At 70.4% G+C, this 15,634-nt stretch carries 12 protein-coding genes; 3 read left to right on the forward strand and 9 right to left on the reverse strand.

The window, feature by feature from the left end; all coding sequences use genetic code 11:
• Positions 1 to 53: 53 nt before the first annotated feature.
• Complete coding sequence (locus tag ACTWQR_RS13390; protein ID WP_443227243.1) at positions 54 to 1,613, reverse strand: MFS transporter; 1,560 nt, start codon at positions 1,611 to 1,613, stop codon at positions 54 to 56.
• Between the two features lie 97 nt (positions 1,614 to 1,710).
• On the opposite strand from ACTWQR_RS13390, the gene ACTWQR_RS13395 reads away from it, so the two are divergent.
• Positions 1,711 to 2,304: a TetR/AcrR family transcriptional regulator gene (locus tag ACTWQR_RS13395; protein WP_443227244.1), complete on the forward strand. Its 594-nt coding sequence runs from the start codon at positions 1,711 to 1,713 to the stop codon at positions 2,302 to 2,304.
• Here ACTWQR_RS13395 and ACTWQR_RS13400 read toward each other — a convergent pair.
• From ACTWQR_RS13400 to ACTWQR_RS13425, 6 genes are all read right to left on the reverse strand, one after another.
• Entirely contained in the window at positions 2,270 to 3,067 is a 798-nt protein-coding gene (locus ACTWQR_RS13400) for an ABC transporter ATP-binding protein (protein WP_443227245.1), read from the reverse strand. The two genes, ACTWQR_RS13395 and ACTWQR_RS13400, sit on opposite strands and share 35 nt — an antisense overlap.
• Entirely contained in the window at positions 3,064 to 4,158 is a 1,095-nt protein-coding gene (locus tag ACTWQR_RS13405) for an ABC transporter ATP-binding protein (protein WP_443227246.1), read from the reverse strand. The genes ACTWQR_RS13400 and ACTWQR_RS13405 overlap by 4 nt, the downstream gene beginning before the upstream one ends.
• A complete protein-coding gene (locus ACTWQR_RS13410) occupies positions 4,155 to 5,951 on the reverse strand; it encodes an ABC transporter permease subunit (RefSeq protein ID WP_443227247.1) in 1,797 nt (598 codons plus the stop codon). Before ACTWQR_RS13410 ends, ACTWQR_RS13405 begins: the two co-directional genes overlap by 4 nt.
• Positions 5,948 to 7,450, reverse strand: a complete 1,503-nt coding sequence (locus ACTWQR_RS13415; protein WP_443227248.1) for an ABC transporter substrate-binding protein — start codon at positions 7,448 to 7,450, stop codon at positions 5,948 to 5,950. Before ACTWQR_RS13415 ends, ACTWQR_RS13410 begins: the two co-directional genes overlap by 4 nt.
• Before the next feature lie 347 nt (positions 7,451 to 7,797).
• Positions 7,798 to 8,187: a hypothetical protein gene (locus tag ACTWQR_RS13420; protein ID WP_443227249.1), complete on the reverse strand. Its 390-nt coding sequence runs from the start codon at positions 8,185 to 8,187 to the stop codon at positions 7,798 to 7,800.
• A 111-nt stretch (positions 8,188 to 8,298) separates the two neighbouring features.
• Complete coding sequence (locus tag ACTWQR_RS13425) at positions 8,299 to 9,609, reverse strand: PucR family transcriptional regulator (RefSeq protein WP_443227329.1); 1,311 nt, start codon at positions 9,607 to 9,609, stop codon at positions 8,299 to 8,301.
• A gap of 183 nt (positions 9,610 to 9,792) precedes the next feature.
• Between ACTWQR_RS13425 and ACTWQR_RS13430 the strand changes: the two genes are divergently transcribed.
• Both ACTWQR_RS13430 and pruA read left to right on the forward strand, forming a co-directional pair.
• A complete protein-coding gene (locus ACTWQR_RS13430; RefSeq protein WP_443227250.1) occupies positions 9,793 to 10,776 on the forward strand; it encodes a proline dehydrogenase family protein in 984 nt (327 codons plus the stop codon).
• A 52-nt stretch (positions 10,777 to 10,828) separates the two neighbouring features.
• A complete protein-coding gene (gene pruA / locus ACTWQR_RS13435) occupies positions 10,829 to 12,460 on the forward strand; it encodes an L-glutamate gamma-semialdehyde dehydrogenase (protein WP_443227251.1) in 1,632 nt (543 codons plus the stop codon).
• A gap of 98 nt (positions 12,461 to 12,558) precedes the next feature.
• On the opposite strand, the gene ACTWQR_RS13440 is transcribed toward pruA, so the two are convergent.
• Together ACTWQR_RS13440 and ACTWQR_RS13445 are read right to left on the reverse strand one after the other, a co-directional pair.
• Complete coding sequence (locus tag ACTWQR_RS13440; RefSeq protein ID WP_443227252.1) at positions 12,559 to 14,472, reverse strand: glycoside hydrolase family 97 catalytic domain-containing protein; 1,914 nt, start codon at positions 14,470 to 14,472, stop codon at positions 12,559 to 12,561.
• 157 nt (positions 14,473 to 14,629) lie between these two features.
• Entirely contained in the window at positions 14,630 to 15,577 is a 948-nt protein-coding gene (locus ACTWQR_RS13445; protein ID WP_443227253.1) for an NADP-dependent oxidoreductase, read from the reverse strand.
• Positions 15,578 to 15,634: the final 57 nt, after the last annotated feature.

The following is a 15,634-nucleotide window of genomic DNA, read 5'->3' on the forward strand; positions in this document are numbered from 1 at the left end:
AGGGGCCGGGCGGGCCGGAATCTCCGGCCCGCCCGGCACTTTTGTCTGGGCCGTCAGACGCCGACCTTTTCCGGTTCCTCGGTCTTCACCTCGCGTACCCGCACCTCGCGCAGGGTCGCCGCCGCCAGGACCGCCGCGGCCAGCAGGAGTACCGCTCCGGCGACCCCGGCCGCCTGCATCCCGCTGGTGAAGGCCTCACGGGCCGCGGTCACGAGGGCGTCGCCCGAGCGGCCCGGTAGTCGCTCGGCCACGGCGAGGGCGCCGCCGAGGGTCTCATGAGCGGCGGCCGGGGCGGCACCGGGGATCTCGTCGCGGTACACCGCGGCGCCGATGGAGCCGAGGAGCGCCATGCCCAGCGCGCCGCCGAACTCCGCGCCGGTCTCCAGTACCGAGGAAGCCGCGCCCGCCTTCTCGACCGGTACGGTGCCCAGCGCCAGGTCCATCATCTGGGACATCACGATGACGAGCCCGGAGGCGATGACCGCGGCACCGCCGAGCACCAGCCACATCGAGTCCGTACCGGCGACGGTCAGCAGCCCGTAACCGCAGGCGGCGATCACGAAGCCCGCGGAGACCACGTACGCCCGGTTCACCCCCCGCTGCACCAGCGCCGCGGCGGTCGGCGCGGCGACCCCGACCAGCGCGCTGGGCAGCAGGCCCCACAGCGCGGCCTCCATGGAGCTCTTGCCGAGCACCGACTGGAGGTACTGAGTGGTGAAGTAGGCCGAGCCCATCACCGCGAACATGGAGAGCAGGTTCAGTGACACGGCGGGGGCGAAGCCGCGGCCGCGGAAGAGCTCGGGCGAGATCATCGGGGAGGCGATGGTGCGCTGGCGGTGCACGAGCAGCGTGGCGAAGAGCAGGCCGACGGTCACCGAGATGACGTAGCGGACGTTCCAGCCCTCCGAGGGGATCTCTTTGAGGCCGTAGATCACCGGCAGTACGGCTGCCATGGACAGCGGGACGCTCAGCAGGTCGAAGCGGCCCGGCTTCGGGTTCCTGGACTCGGGGAGCAGGATCGGGCCGAGGACCAGCAGGAGCGCCATCGCGGGCAGGTTCACCAGGAAGACCGAGCCCCACCAGAAGTGCTCGACGAGGAAGCCGCTCATCACCGAGCCGAGGGCGATGCCCGCCGTCATCACACCCGACCACATCGCGATCGCCTTCGTGCGCTGGGCCGGGTCCGTGAACATCGTGCGGATGATCGCCATCGTCGACGGCATCAGCGTCGCGCCGCCGATGCCGAGCACCGCGCGGGCCGCGATCAGCGTCTCGGCGCTGTTCGCGTACGCCGCCACCAGCGAGGCCGCGCCGAAGGCGGCGGCGCCGATCAGCAGCAGCCTGCGGCGGCCGACGTGGTCGCCCAGCGAGCCCATCGTCATCAGCAGTCCGGCGAGGACGAAGGCGTACATGTCGAAGATCCACAGCTGCTGGGTGCCGGACGGTCGCAGGTCCGCGCTGATTTGAGGAACCGCGAAATAGAGGACCGAGACATCCATCGAGACCAGGAGCAGCGGGAGCATCAGGACGCCCAGCGCGGTCCACTCGCGGCGGCCGGCACGGGGTGCGGGGTCGTTGGTAGTGCTTGGGCTGTCGCTCGTCGGATTCGTCATGGCGAGGACTGTACGAACGTATAAAACACTTGTCTAGTACGAGCGTATAAAACGATCGTCTGGGACGGTTGTATGTCACGGGGGTACGCTGGCCGGCATGGGACACCGTGAGGATCTGCTCGAAGGCGCCAAGCGCTGCCTGCTGGAGAAGGGCTTCGTGCGTACGACAGCGCGCGACATCGTCAGGGCGTCGGGGACGAACCTGGCGTCGATCGGCTACCACTACGGGTCGAAGGACGCGTTGCTCGCGGAGGCGTACGTCGCCATCGTCGAAGGGCTCTCCGACGACTTCTACGCGGGCGAGCGGGCCATCGACGACACCGAACCGGGCTCCCTGGAGCGGTTCCATGTGGTCTGGTCGAACATCATCGGCACCATGGGGAAGCCCGGCTCGCCGTGGCACCTCAGCATGGAGATCACGGTCATGGGCGACAAGCTGCCCGGGGTACGCGATCACCTGGCCAAGGCGCAGCGCGAAGCGGCGCGCGGCATCATCCCGATGCTCATGGGCGGCCGGGAGGAGGAAGTCCAGGAGGAGGACGTCGACACGCTGGGCAAGCTCTATCTGACCCTGATGAACGGGCTCATCGCTCAGTGGACCTTCGACCCGGAGACCGCGACCAGCGCCGACGAACTCACCGAGGGCCTGCGGCGGGTCATCGCGGCGGGGACGTCACCGAAGGCCCCGTAGGAACAGAAGAACCCCTGGGAACGGAAGAACCCCTGGGAACGGAAGAACCCCTGGGAACGGAAGAACCCCTGGAAAGCGTGGCCGTGCCGACGATCCGGCCGTCGCGCATCTCCACGACGCGGTCGCAGAAATGGCGCACGAGCGCCATGTCGTGGCAGATGAACAGGCAGCCCAGGCCGAGGCGTTCCTGGAGCTCGGCCAGCAGGTTGAGTATCCCGGCGCGCAGGGACGGGTCGAGCGCGGAGACCGGCTCGTCGAGGATCAGGAGCTTCGGCTCGCAGGCCAACGCGCGGGCGATACCGGCGCGTTGACACTGACCGCCCGAGAGTTCGTGCGGGCGGCGGTCGCCGTGGGACGGGTCGAGGCCGACTCGTTCCAGCAGTTCGGCCACGCGCTCGGGTCCGGTCGTACGGTCCCAATTCCCCTGCACGCGCAGGGATTCCGCGATCGCGTCGCGGATGCGGTGGCGGGGGCTGAGCGATCCGTACGGGTCCTGGAAGACGGGTTGCATGGCGGACCTGAGCGGTCGCAGCCGTCGTTCGTCCAGAGAAGTCAACTCCTGCCCCTCGAACCACACTTCACCGCTTTCTGGGCGGCGCAGTTGCAGCACCGCCATGGCCGTGGAGGACTTGCCGCAGCCCGAGTGGCCGATGAGGCCGAGCGTCTCGCCGGGGGCTATGTCGAAGGAGACGTGGTCCACGGTGGTGCGGGGGCCGTGGCGGACGACGAGGTCGCGTACGTCCAGAAGAGGGCTGGGGCTCACGCGGACTCCAGGAACAACTCGGCGGGGTGGTCGGGGAGTTCGCGCCAGCGGTGGCACGCGACGGTGCGGCCGTCGTGGGTCTGCGGCTCGGGCCGCTCCGTGCGGCAGCGGGTCGCGTCCGCGAGGGGGCAGCGGGGGGCGAAGGCGCAGCCTGGTGGGAGGTCGGTGGGCGCGGGTGGTGCGCCGGCGATGGCTGGAAGCCGCCTGCGCTCCGCGGGGTTGGCAGTGGATACGCCGCGGGTTCGTTGTGGCTGGTCGCGCAGTTCCCCGCGCCCCTTGCGGGGCGTTCCTACCGGTACCGATGCCAGCAAGCCCGCCGTATACGGAGCCCTGGGCCGCGCGAACACCTCGGCCACCGGTCCTGCTTCCGCCAACCGGCCCGCGTACAACACCAGCATCCGGTCGGCGTGTTCGCGTACCGCCGCGAGATCGTGCGTGACCAGGACCAGGGCGGCGCCCGCGGCTCCGGTCCGGCGGGCCAGCAGATCGAGCACCTGCCTCTGCGTCTCCGGATCCTGCGCGGTGGTCGGCTCGTCGGCGATCACGAGGTCGGGGGAGTGGAGCAACGCCATGGCGATGACGGCCCGTTGGCGCATGCCGCCGGAGAACTCGTGCGGGTAGGCACGGGTCTGGCCCGGTGCGATGCCGACCTCCTCCAGCGCGGCCTCCGCCCTCGCCCGCGCCTCCTTGCGGGAGACACGGTCCACGGACCGTACGGCGGCGGCGAGTTGATCGGCGACGGGGTGCACCGGGGAGAGCGCCGAGAGGGCGTCCTGGGGGACGAGGGCGATGCGGCGGCCCCAGAGTGCGGAGCGTACGGAGCGGGGGGCGCCGACCGTTTCGTACGAGCCCATCCGGACGGTGCCCGTCACCGTCGCCTCCCTTGGCGGCATGCCCAGCAGCGCGCGGGCCGTCAGTGACTTGCCTGCGCCCGACTCGCCCACCACAGCGAGGACTTCACCCTCGTGCACGTCGAAGGAGAGGCCCCGTACGGCTTCGACGGCACCGAAAGCGATGTGCAAGTCCCGGACGGAGAGGAGGACTTCACGGTCTCCGCGGCCTTCGGGAACTTCGGCGACTTCGGAGTTCAACGGGGTGACTCCCTACGTGGGCGGAGGGAGGCGAGGGCGGAGGCGACACGTGCTCGGGTCGTTGAGGCCGAGCGGGCGCCGCCGGTCTCCGCGTACGCCGCGGACGAAACGGCGAGACCTGCCAGCAGGGCCAGCGCCACCGCCGGGGCGAGGGCCGCCCAAGGGGCGCGTTCCACATAGGCGCGGGACTCGTCCAGGAGCAGCCCCCACTCCGGTGCGGGCGGCTGTGCGCCGAGGCCGAGGAAGCCGAGGGAGGCGAGGGCCAGGGCGATGCCGGGGAGGCGCAGGAGCGCGTGGCGGGTGACCGGGGCCGCCACGGAGGGCAGGACGTGGCGGGTGAGGATCCAGAACGGGCTTGCGCCGATGGCCCGTTGGGACAGCAGGAACGTCGAGGCCCGGACCTCTTGCACCAGCGCCGCCGCGTGCGCCGCCAGCGGAGGCCAGGAGATCAGGGCCACGGCCAGCGCCGCCCCTCCGGTGCCGGGACCCGCGGCCGCCGCGACCAGGATGCCGACGATCACCGGCGGCAGTGCGTTCGCGATGTCCGAGGCGCCGGCCGCCAGGCTCGGCAGGAAGCCGAGGGCCAGCGCGAGCAGCAGGCTGACCAGGCAGACCGCGGCCGCCGTGCCGACCGTCGACGCGGCGCCGTGCCCGAGCCGGGCCAGCACGTCACGGCCGAGCCCGTCCGTGCCGAGGGGGAACGCCCAGGACGGCGCTTCGAGGCGGGCGGTGGTGTCCACGGTGTACGGGTCGCGCAGCAGACCCCAGCCGATGCAGGTCAGAAGCGCGATTCCGAGTACCGCGGGAATGGCCGGGTGGGCGCGGACCGGACGGGCCGCGGGGAGCGTCAGTCCCGCGTCCCGCAGGGCGGGGCCCAGTAGTCGGTGTCGTACGACGGCCGCCAGCGCGCCTGTGACGAGGCCCAGCGCGAGCAGTGCGAGGACGGCGCCCTGGAGCAGCGGCAGGTCCTGCGACTTGGCCGCCCCCAGCGCCGTACGCCCGATGCCCGGCACCGCGAACACCGTCTCCACTGCGACCGCCCCGCCCGTCAGCCCGACGGCCACCATCCCGAACTGCGGTACCAGCGGCGGGAGTACGCGCCGCAGGGCCGCCGCCGAGATCCGTACGCCGTTGACTCCCGCGCCGCGCCACAGCTCCACCCACCGCTCCTCGAGGACGGCGGGCAGCGCGTCGGCGACCAGGCGGCCGAGTAGCCCGCCCGCGGGTATGCCGAGCGCGAGAGCCGGCAGCACCATGTACTGCGGTCCCTGCCAGCCCGAGGTCGGCAGCCAGCCCAGCCACACCCCGCAGACCAGCAACGCCACGGTGGCGAGCAGGAATTCGGGCAGTGCGGCGAGCATGGCGGCGAACGCGCCGGCCGACCCCCGGCCGCGTACGAGAACGGGCGCGACCACGGCGCAGGTCACCAGGAACGCGATGCCGAGGGCCGCGCCCATCAGGGCCAGGGAGACCTGGAGCCCGGAGACGACCGACGGCAGGACGTCGGTGCCCGACACCCAGGACGTGCCGAAGTCGCCGTGCGCAAGGCCGGAGGCCCAATCACCCAGCAGGGAAAGGGGACCCTCGTCCAGTCCGAGGTCGGCGCGGATCGCGGCCAGGGCCTCCGGCGTCCCCTCCTGTTCGGCCGAGCGGGCGCGCAGGACGGTGAGCGCGGGGTCGCGGCCGGAGAGCCAGGGGAGCAGTCCGACGGTGGCGAGGACGGCGGCGAGGCAGCCGAGCCGGGTGAGAGCGGTTCGGCTGCCGGGAGTGAACAGGCTTGCTGCGGACGTCACTTGACGTAGGTGGCCGTGGTGATCAGCGTGCGCTCGCGCGGGTCGTGCACGACGTCCACGACACCGGCCGCGTCGCCCTGGATCACGCGCTCGTGGAGCATCGGCACCGCGGCGTCGGTGGCCAGGACCGCGGCCTCCGCCTCGATGACGGCCTTGCGGCGCGCGTCGCCGGCCTTCGTCTCGGAGGCCTTCAGCAGGGCGGCGTCGACCTTCTTGTCGTTCAGCTGGGCGATGTTGAAGGAGCCCTTGGAGCCGAAGTCGCTGTAGAGGTACGCGGCCGGGTCACCGGAGTCGAGGATCGTGGCCCGGGACAGGATGAACGCGTCGAACTCGCCCGCCAGCGCGTCGGATTCGATGTTCGCGTACTCGCGGACGTCCAGCTTCACCTTGAAGCCGGCCTTCTGGAGCTGCTGTTGCAGCGTCTGGGCCACCTCGGGAAGTTCGGCGCGGTCGGTGAACGTACCGATGGTGATGCTCCTGTCGTCCGGGACACCGGCCCTGACGCCGCGCTTGACCGGCGTCCGCAGGTCGGCGGCCCACGGGAGGGCGGGTCCGAGCAGTCCCTTGGCGAGGTCGGCGCGGCCCTCGTACACGCCCTTGACGATCGACTCGGCGTCGATGGCTTCCCGGGCGGCGGCCCTGAGGGAGGCGTCCTTGAAGGGACCGTTCTCGGTGTTCAGGTAGAGGGTGTTGGTGCGCGGCATCGGCACCTCGGTGACCAGGTCCTCGTCGAGCAGTGCGGCCTGCGACACCGGCACCGCCTCGACGACGTCGGCCTCTCCGCTGCGCAGGGCGGCCGCGCGGGCGGTGCCGTCCGGTACGAACTTCGCGTCGATACCGGGGGACTTGGCCTTGCCGCCCCAGTAGCCGTCGTAACGGTCGAGGGTCGCGGACGACGTGCCGTTCACCTTCGTCAGCTCGAAGGGGCCGGTGCCGGCGCCGACCGGACTGACGGTCTTCCCCTCGTACGCCCTCGCCGCGAGGATCGACAGCTGCGGCGAGCTCAGCCGCTGCGGGACCAGCGGGTCCTCGGTGGCGGTGGTGACGACGACCGAGTCGCCGCCCTGGGCCTTCACCGTCAGTTCGACGCCGTCGAGAATGCGCGGCTTGGGTGAGGCGGAGGCGGCCGTGCTGAGCGACCGGACGACGGCCTCGGCGGTGAGCTTCGTACCGTCGTGGAAGGTGACGCCGTCCCGTATCTCGAAGGTCCACGTTCTGCCGTTCTGCTGCCACCTGGTGGCGAGGGCGGGTTCGGCGTCGCCGTCCTCGTCGAGCGTCACCAGCGTCTCGGCGGTCGACCAGCGCGACAGCTTGAACGCGTCGTCGGACAGCGGCGAGAGGCCGGAGCGCGGCGGGAGCATCATCGCGACGCGTACGCGCTTGCCGTCGCCGTCGGCCGCGGAGTCGTCCGAGGCGGATTCCGAGAAGCAGCCGGTGAGCAGCAGGGTGGAGGCCGCGGTGACCGCGGAGAGGGGGAGAAGGCGGGCGGGCAGGCGCACGGAGCACTCCGGGTAAAGGGGTGGTCAATGGGATGTGCGCCGACCGTAGCATGATGACAATCGTTTTCAGTAGTGGCGTCCGGATTTCGACCTCGACGGTCCCGATGGCGACGCCGACGACGCAGAGGTGGTCGGCGGGACAGGGGCGAACTCGGGTGTTCCGTCGAGAGCGAAGGCTGCTGTCTGTGTGTCAGCCTCGGGCGTAAGGGGACCGATTGCTGGGCGGAGGCGGCATGGGCGTGGTGATCGTGCACGAGACGCACTCGATCACGACGGACAACGAGTCGGGGCATGCGACGGGTTGGTTGCCGGGGGTCCACGAGATCGTTGGGGCGGCCCTTCTTCGTCTATCCCCAGATGTGCGCGTACATCGCTTCGTACCGCGTGTACATCAGACCCAGTTCTCGCGGCTTGTTCCGTACGTCCAGGAACTCGAGGACGAGGGAGAACAAGTGTTCCACGACCTGTTGGTGCTGCTCCGGGAACAGGTGGGCCGGGTCCTTCCAGCCGTTGAGGTGCATGTCGGGGAACAGGTCCAGGAGGACGAGCTTGTGCCAGTAGAAGCTGCTGCACTCGCCCCTGCGGACGACCAGCCACTCCGTGAAGCCGCGCAGCAGCCCGCCCGACCTGCCGACGTCGATCCCCGTGAGGAACATGGCCGTCGGATAGTAGGTGCCGTTCAGGCCATATCCCTCGGGATGTTCACCAATCTTCTCGATAAGTTGCTTGTCGTTCACTCGTCCCCCCAGAACCCGAAGTCGATGATGTTGTGCCTGGTCCACTGGGCCTTGTACTCGGCGATGGTGTCGCCGGCCCGTCCGGTCCAGGCGTCGCGGGACCCAGACCCCTCACAGCCGATGCGCCTTCAGCGTCATGTGCAGGAGCAGCCGGTCCTCGCCGTCGTCCAGGTCCAGGCCGGTGAGTTGTTCGACGCGGGACAGGCGGTAGTAGAGGGTCTGGCGGTGGATGCCCAGTTCTGCCGCCGTGCGGCCCGCCTGGCCCGCGCAGTCGAGGAAGACCTCGGCGGTGCGGGCCAGTTCGCGGTGGGCGGAGGACAGGAGGGGGCGGACGGCGGGGTCGTGGGCGGCGTCCGGTGGGAGTGTCGTCAGGAGGCGGAACGGGCCGATGGACGCCCAGTGGGCTACCGGGCCCAGGCGCGGTTCCGCCAGCGCGGCGCGTGCGGCGGCCGAGGCCTCCTGCCAGGCGGTGCCCAGGTCGGCGAGGCCGGTGCGAGGGCCGGCGACTCCGGCGGCGGGGGAAGGGGAGGGGGTGGCGGAACGGGCGAGGGAAGGGGAAGCGGAAGGGGGCGAGGCTGGTCCTTGCATTCCATGAACGCTCTCCACTCCCTCTACTCCCGCTACTCCCTGAACGCCCTCCGCTTCCTTCAGGAGGCGCGACGCCCCCGTTGTCGCGGGTGTCAGGACCTCCGGTGAGCGCAGGCGGACCAGCAGCGCCAGGCTCTGGCCCGTGGTGCCCCACGGGACCGTGCACAGTGCGGTCGCGCCCGGGATCGTGCGGACCGAAGGGGCGTCGTCGGGGTCGGCGGAAGGCCACGGGGCGACGCAGACCAGCGTGTGCGGACCGTCCCCGCGTACGCCGAGGGCCGTGCGGAGTTCCGCCACCGCCATGTCCCGCTGCCAGCCGCGCTCGGCGGTCAGGACGGCGCGCAGTTCGCGGGTGAGGTCGGCGCCCGCCTGGGCCTCGTCCGCGAGGAGGGCGCCGATGCGCGTGGTCACCGCCATGGCCGCGGCCAGCTGCCGCTCGGTGGGACCGGGGGTGTAGTCGAGCAGCCATACATAACCGAGGACGACACCCCGATGGCGTACCGGCAGGCACACCCGGCCCCGATGGACACCGGCCTCCGGCGTCGGCGGGATACGGACCGGGCCCGTGGCGCGGGCGATGCCGAAGCCCTCGAACCAGGTGCGGACCGCGGCGGTGGAGCGGCGCGTGAGGATCGAGCGGGTCCGGACCGGGTCGAGGGCGGACTCGTCGATCTCGCTGTCGCTGTCGTACGCGCCGAAGGCGATCAGCTCGAAGTCGCGGTTCTCCAGCGTCGCGGGGGCGCCGAGGAGTTCCGAGATCTCGTCGACCAGTTCCTGGTAGTCGCGTCCCTGGTAGTCGCTTTTCGCCTGCGTCACGCGGCTATTCTCCCGTATTTTTCCCGTCCTTCATACAGATGTCTGAGATCCAGGGCACGGATGCGTGACAGCTGTCGATGGCAGACGATCAGAGGGATCCTTAGGTTTCACGGTGGTACTCCGTGCCGTACCCGAATGGTTCGAGCTGTTCACGCTGTTCGGTTACGGCCCTCACCCTGGTCCTTGTTCTGGAGGTGCCCCGTGCTGGGTCCCGTGATTCTCGCCGCGTCGCGCAGCGACAGGATGCGCCGCCTGGTCTCGGCGGCTCCGGTGACCAAGCCGGTCGTCGACCGCTTCATCCCCGGAGAGACGGTCGACGAGGTCGTACCGATCATCAAGGACCTCACCGGCCAGGGCCTCGAGGTGACCCTGGACGTGGTCGGCGAGGACATCACCACACCCGAGCAGGCCGCCGCCGGTCGTGACGCGTACCTGGAGCTGATCGACCGCCTGGAGGGCCTCGGCCTGGGCGAGCGGGCCGAGATGTCGGTCAAGCTGTCGATGTTCGGTCAATCCCTCCCGTCGCCCACCACCATCCTCGACCGAGGGCCCTCCGGGCCCACCCCCTCTGGTTCTTGCGGCGGGCACGAACTCGCCCTCGCCAACGTCCGCCAGGTCGTCGAGGCCGCCGCCCGCATCGGCACCACGGTCACCCTGGACGCCGAGGACCACACCACCCTCGACTCGATGTTCGCCATCCACGAGGAGCTGCGGAAGGACTTCCCGCAGACGGGCTGTGTGATCCAGGCCTACCTGTTCCGCACCGAGAAGGACGCCCGCCGCCTCGCCGCCGCCGGCAGCCGCGTACGTATCGTGAAAGGGGCGTACAAGGAGCCCGCGTCGGTCGCCTACCAGGACAAGGCCGAGACCGACAAGGCGTACGTCCGCATCCTGAAGATCCTGATGGAGGGCGAGGGCTATCCGATGATCGGGTCCCACGACCCGCGGATCATCGCCATCACCCAGGAGCTCGCCCGCCGGGCCGGTCGCAAACTGAACGAGTACGAGTTCCAGATGCTGTACGGCATCCGCGGCGACGAACACCTCCGGCTCGCCGCCGAGGGCCACCGCATGCGCGTCTATACCGCGTACGGCACGGACTGGTACGGCTATTTCATGCGCCGCCTCGCGGAGAAGCCGGCCAACCTCCTCTTCTTCGCCCGCTCGATCCTCACCAAGGGCTGAGACCAAGGGCTTGAGCCCCGAACCACCCGCTCATAAAGGAGTTACGGAAAACATGGACGCTGTAACCCAGGTCCCCACCCCCGTCAACGAGCCGGTGCACGGCTACGCCCCCGGCTCTCCCGAGCGCGCCCGCCTCGAAGCCGAGCTCAGTGAGCTGGCCGAGAACCCCATCGACCTGCCGTGCACCATCGGCGGCGAGAAGCGGATGGGCGGCGGCGACCGCTTCGACGTCGTGCAGCCGCACAACCACAAGGCCCGCCTCGGCACGTACGCGAACGCCACGCAGCAGGACGCCCAGGACGCGATCGACGCGGCCATCGCCGCCGCGCCCGCCTGGCGTGCGATGTCGTTCGACGACCGTGCCGCGATCATCCTGCGCGCCGCCGAGCTGCTGTCCGGTCCGTGGCGCGAGACCCTCGCCGCCTCGACCATGCTCGGCCAGTCGAAGACCGCCCAGCAGGCCGAGATCGACTGTCCCTGCGAGCTGATCGACTTCTGGCGCTTCAACGTCAAGTACGCCCGTGACCTGCTCGCCGAGCAGCCGCCGGCCAACTCGCCGGGCGTCTGGAACCGCCTCGACCACCGCCCGCTGGAGGGCTTCGTCTACGCGATCACGCCGTTCAACTTCTCGGCGATCGCCGGCAACCTGCCGACCGCGCCCGCGCTGATGGGCAACGTCGTCGTCTGGAAGCCGTCGCCGACGCAGACCCACGCCGCCGTGCTGCTGATGCGGCTGCTGGAGGAGGCCGGTCTCCCGAAGGGCGTCATCAACCTCCTCACCGGTGACGGCATCGAGGTGTCCAAGGTCGCCCTGGAGCACCGCGATCTCGCGGGCATCCACTTCACCGGCTCGACGAAGACCTTCCAGTACCTGTGGAAGGCGGTCGGCAACAACATCGAGAAGTACCGCTCGTACCCGCGCATCGTCGGCGAGACCGGCGGCAAGGACTTCGTCGTCGCGCACCCGAGCGCCGACCGCGCGGTCCTGAAGACGGCCCTCACCCGCGGTTCCTTCGAGTACCAGGGCCAGAAGTGCTCGGCCACCTCGCGTGCGTACATCCCGGCCTCCATCTGGAACTCCGGTTTCAAGGAGGAGTTCGCGGCCGAGGTCGACGGCATCACGATGGGCGACGTCACCGACCTGTCGAACTTCATCGGCGCCGTCATCGACGAGCGGGCCTTCGCCAAGAACAAGGCGGCGATCGACCGCGCCAAGTCCGACCCGTCCTGCACGATCGTCGCGGGCGGCTCGTACGACGACTCGGTCGGCTACTTCGTCCGTCCGACCGTCGTCGAGTGCTCCGACCCGGTCAACGAGGTGTTCACCACCGAGTACTTCGGCCCGTTCCTCGCCGTGCACGTCTACGACGACGAGAAGTACGACGACATGCTGACCCAGATGGAGTCGGCCACCGACTACGCCCTCACCGGCTCGGTCATCTCGGCCGACCGCGCCGCCGCCGCTCACACGATGGAGAAGCTCCGCTACGCCGCGGGCAACTTCTACATCAACGACAAGTCCACCGGCGCCGTCGTCGGCCAGCAGCCCTTCGGCGGCGGCCGCGCGTCGGGCACGAACGACAAGGCGGGCGCCCCCCAGAACCTCCAGCGCTGGACCCTGACCCGCGCCATCAAGGAGACCCTGGTCGCGCCGACCGACTACACGTACCCGCACATGGGCTGACATTCGACGGTCGATAGCCAACAGCCGCCCCCGCTCCGGGACTTCGGAGCGGAGGCGGCCCCTTTCTCAAGGCCTTCAGCCGCGAGGCGCCAGGAGGCTCAGCGGTCGCAGCTCGTGCGGCCCTCGTGCCAGCGGCAGGCGAGTGCCGCGAAGCCGCCGTCCGCCACGACCGGGACGGTGAGCGCCTCGCCGCCGCGGACGACGTGCGGCTCGCGGACCAGCCCCGACGGGCCGTCGGTCACGGTCTCCACGAGCCACTTGCCCGCACCGAGGCGTATGGGTACGTCCACGGCTTGGGCCGCGCCCGCGAACGTACCGCCGATGAACCAGCGGCCGTCGGGCGCCTGGCGGGCCAGCACCGCGGAGCGGCCCGGGTCGCCGGTGAGCAGGCGGGTCTCCTCCCAGCCGGTCGGCAGTTGCTCCAGGAAGCGGCGGGCCTCCGGGCGGGCGTCGTACGACTCCGGAGTGCCGGCCAGGTTCTGGATGCCGGACTCGTAAAGGACGGCAAGGCCCAACTCACCCGCGTCGGAGCCGACGTTGGGCCGGAACGGGCGGTGGAAGGCGCCCGGCGTGAAGTCCATGGAGCCGATGACGTTTCGGGTGAAGGGGATCGCGGCCAGCTGCTCGGGGGTGTTGTTGCGCTTCTCCTCGCCGCCGACGCCCTCCAGCGTCATGACCTGGGGCCAGGTGCGCTGGATGCCCTTGGGGATCGTGGAGCCGTGGAAGTTGACCATCAGGTGGTGCTTGGCGGTGGACTCCAGGACGTCGTCGTACCAGCGCATCCGCTCCTGGGACTCCGAGTCCATGAAGTCGATCTTCACGCCCTTGACGCCCCAGCGCTCCAGCGTGGACAGCCACTTCTCCCGTTCGACGGGGTCGGTGAGGAGGGTGTAGTGGAGCCAGACGTGGATGCCAACGCCGCGCTCCTTGCCGTAGCGCACCAGCTCCGGCATCCAGCTGTTCGTCTGCCAGTCGGGGTCGATGACCTCCCACTCGCCGGGCTTGAAGTACCAGCCGGCGTCGACGACTTCGTAAGGCCAGTCCCGCTCGGCCGCGTAGTCGACGTACTTCTTCTGTGCCTCCAGGCTCTGCCCGGCCTCCTTGCCGCCCGCGAGCCAGGTCCACAGGGCCGCGCCCGGCTTGATCCAAGAGGTGTCGCGGACGCGGGACTTGGGAGCGAGGTCGTCGGTGAACGTCGACTCGGTGACGGTCGCCAGATCGCCGGTGATCACCGCGCGCCAGGGGGTGGTGAGCGGGCCGTCCGTCTGGACCGGCTCGTCGTTCCACAGACTCACGCCGTACGTCGAGGAGTTGGCGGTGTGGGTGAGGTGGGCCCCGGAGTAGCCGCCGTTCAGGTCCGACTCGGCGATCAGGGCGTAGCCGCCGTCGGTCTTGAAGAGGGACTGCATCATGTACGCGCCCGCCGGGGCCGCGGCCGCCGACTGGTAGCGGGTGAAGGGGAGCTCGTTGTCCGCGCGGTAGCGGCCGAGCACGGCCTCGGCGGTGGTCGGGAGCGTGAAGGCGGAGGCTTCTCGCAGGACGTCACCGTGGTCTTCGGGCAGGACGTAGCGGTAGGCGACGCCGTCCGGGGCGACTCGGGTCAGCAGGTCCAGGCGGTCGCCGTCCGCCGTGCGGAAGCGGAAGCGGGACTCGGTCATCCGGACAACTCGCTTGTGGGACTTGCCGGTTGGGACTGTGTACTGCTCCGTGATCACGCGGTCGGAGCGGCCGGTCAGGGTCAAGTCCTTGGAGAAATCGGCCTGTTCGGTGACAAGGCCGAGGGGGGACGGCTCCATGACCGTGCGGCCGTCGCGTCTCACGGCGAGGGCGGGGTGGCCGTCGGCCGGGTCGAGGCTCACCACGGCCGTCGGGGAGCCGTGCGGACCGCGTACCTCCCAGGAGGCCGGGCCCGCGCCGGGCTCGGCGCGGGCCGGGAGGGCTGCCACGGCTGTGGCGAGGAGTGCGGAGCAGAGCGTCAACGCGGTGGTTCTGGCCCGGAGTTGGACCGCCATGTAGAACCCCTCCTAGTCGCATTCATCCGATGACTGTGAGCGTGGAGGGGCTATTGAGGCCTGTCAAGGAATCTGACAGCATCAGACATCGGATTGCTGATGAGTCGTTCAGTAGGCTGCACGCGAGGCGGGAGCCGTCAGGGGAGAGCGGGGTGGTTCACTCCGGGAGCGTGAGGACGATCTTGCCCTTGGTGTGCCCGGCCTCCCCGAGCTCATGGGCCTTGGCCGCCTCCGTGAGCGGCAGCACCGCGTCCACATGGATGCGTACCCGGTCGTTCGCCAGGAGGGAGGCGATCTTCTCCAGGCGGGCGCCGGACGGTTCCGCCCGCACGACCGCGAAGCGCATCCCGCGGGCCTCGACGTCCTCCGGGGAGAGGCCGAGGTCGCCGGGTATCGCGGCGATCAACAGGCCTCCGGGGCGCAGGGTGTTGAGGGTACGCGGGCCGTAGTCGCCGCCGATGAGGTCGAGGGCGACGTCCATGTCGCGTACGGCCGCGGCGAAGTCCGTGACCGTGTAGTCGACGGCCTCGTCCGCACCGAGGTTGTAGAGGAAGCCGTGCTTGTCGGCGCGGGCCGTGCCGATGACGTACGCGCCCTCCGCCTTGGCGATCTGCACCGCCGCGTGACCGACGCCGCCCGCCGCCGCGTGCACCAGGACGCGTTTGCCCGGGGCGACTTGGGCGATGTCGATGAGGGCCTGCCAGGCGGTGAGGGTGGCCGTGGGCGCGGCGGCCGCGTGGACGTGGTCCAGGGTCGTGGGCTTGGCCGCGAAGTGGTCGGCTGGGGCCGTGACGTGCTCGGCGTAGCCGCCGGCGGGAATCTTGCCGAAGACCTCGTCGCCGGGGCGGAACGGGGTGACGCCCTCGCCGGTCGCCTCGATAACGCCGGAGACGTCGCGGCCCAGCGTGAACGGCGGGTCTCCGTATATCGGCGCCGTACCCGAACGCACCAGCCAGTCAACCGGGTTGACGCCCACCGCGCGCACCCGCAGCAGGATCTCGCCCGGAGCGGGAACGGGCCGCTCCCGCTCCTCGATCACGAGGACGTCAGGTCCGCCGAAACGATGCTGGGTCATCACACGCGTACGAGGGTGTGCGGTGGTCATCGGGTCTCCCTCCCGAGGCCGGAATCGCGGACCGCTGCGTCCCCCATCGTGCTCCCG

Origin of the sequence: Streptomyces sp. 2A115 (genome assembly GCF_052245575.1) — a bacterium.
Taxonomy (GTDB): domain Bacteria; phylum Actinomycetota; class Actinomycetes; order Streptomycetales; family Streptomycetaceae; genus Streptomyces.

Excerpts from the sequence above, each read along its gene's own strand:
- ACTWQR_RS13395 (WP_443227244.1), top strand. The coding sequence starts at position 1,711 with ATGGGACACCGTGAGGATCTGCTCGAAGGCGCCAAGCGCTGCCTGCTG.
- ACTWQR_RS13390 (WP_443227243.1), bottom strand. The coding sequence starts at position 1,613 with ATGACGAATCCGACGAGCGACAGCCCAAGCACTACCAACGACCCCGCA.
- ACTWQR_RS13440 (WP_443227252.1), bottom strand. The coding sequence starts at position 14,472 with ATGGCGGTCCAACTCCGGGCCAGAACCACCGCGTTGACGCTCTGCTCC.
- pruA (WP_443227251.1), top strand. The coding sequence starts at position 10,829 with ATGGACGCTGTAACCCAGGTCCCCACCCCCGTCAACGAGCCGGTGCAC.
- ACTWQR_RS13445 (WP_443227253.1), bottom strand. The coding sequence starts at position 15,577 with ATGACCACCGCACACCCTCGTACGCGTGTGATGACCCAGCATCGTTTC.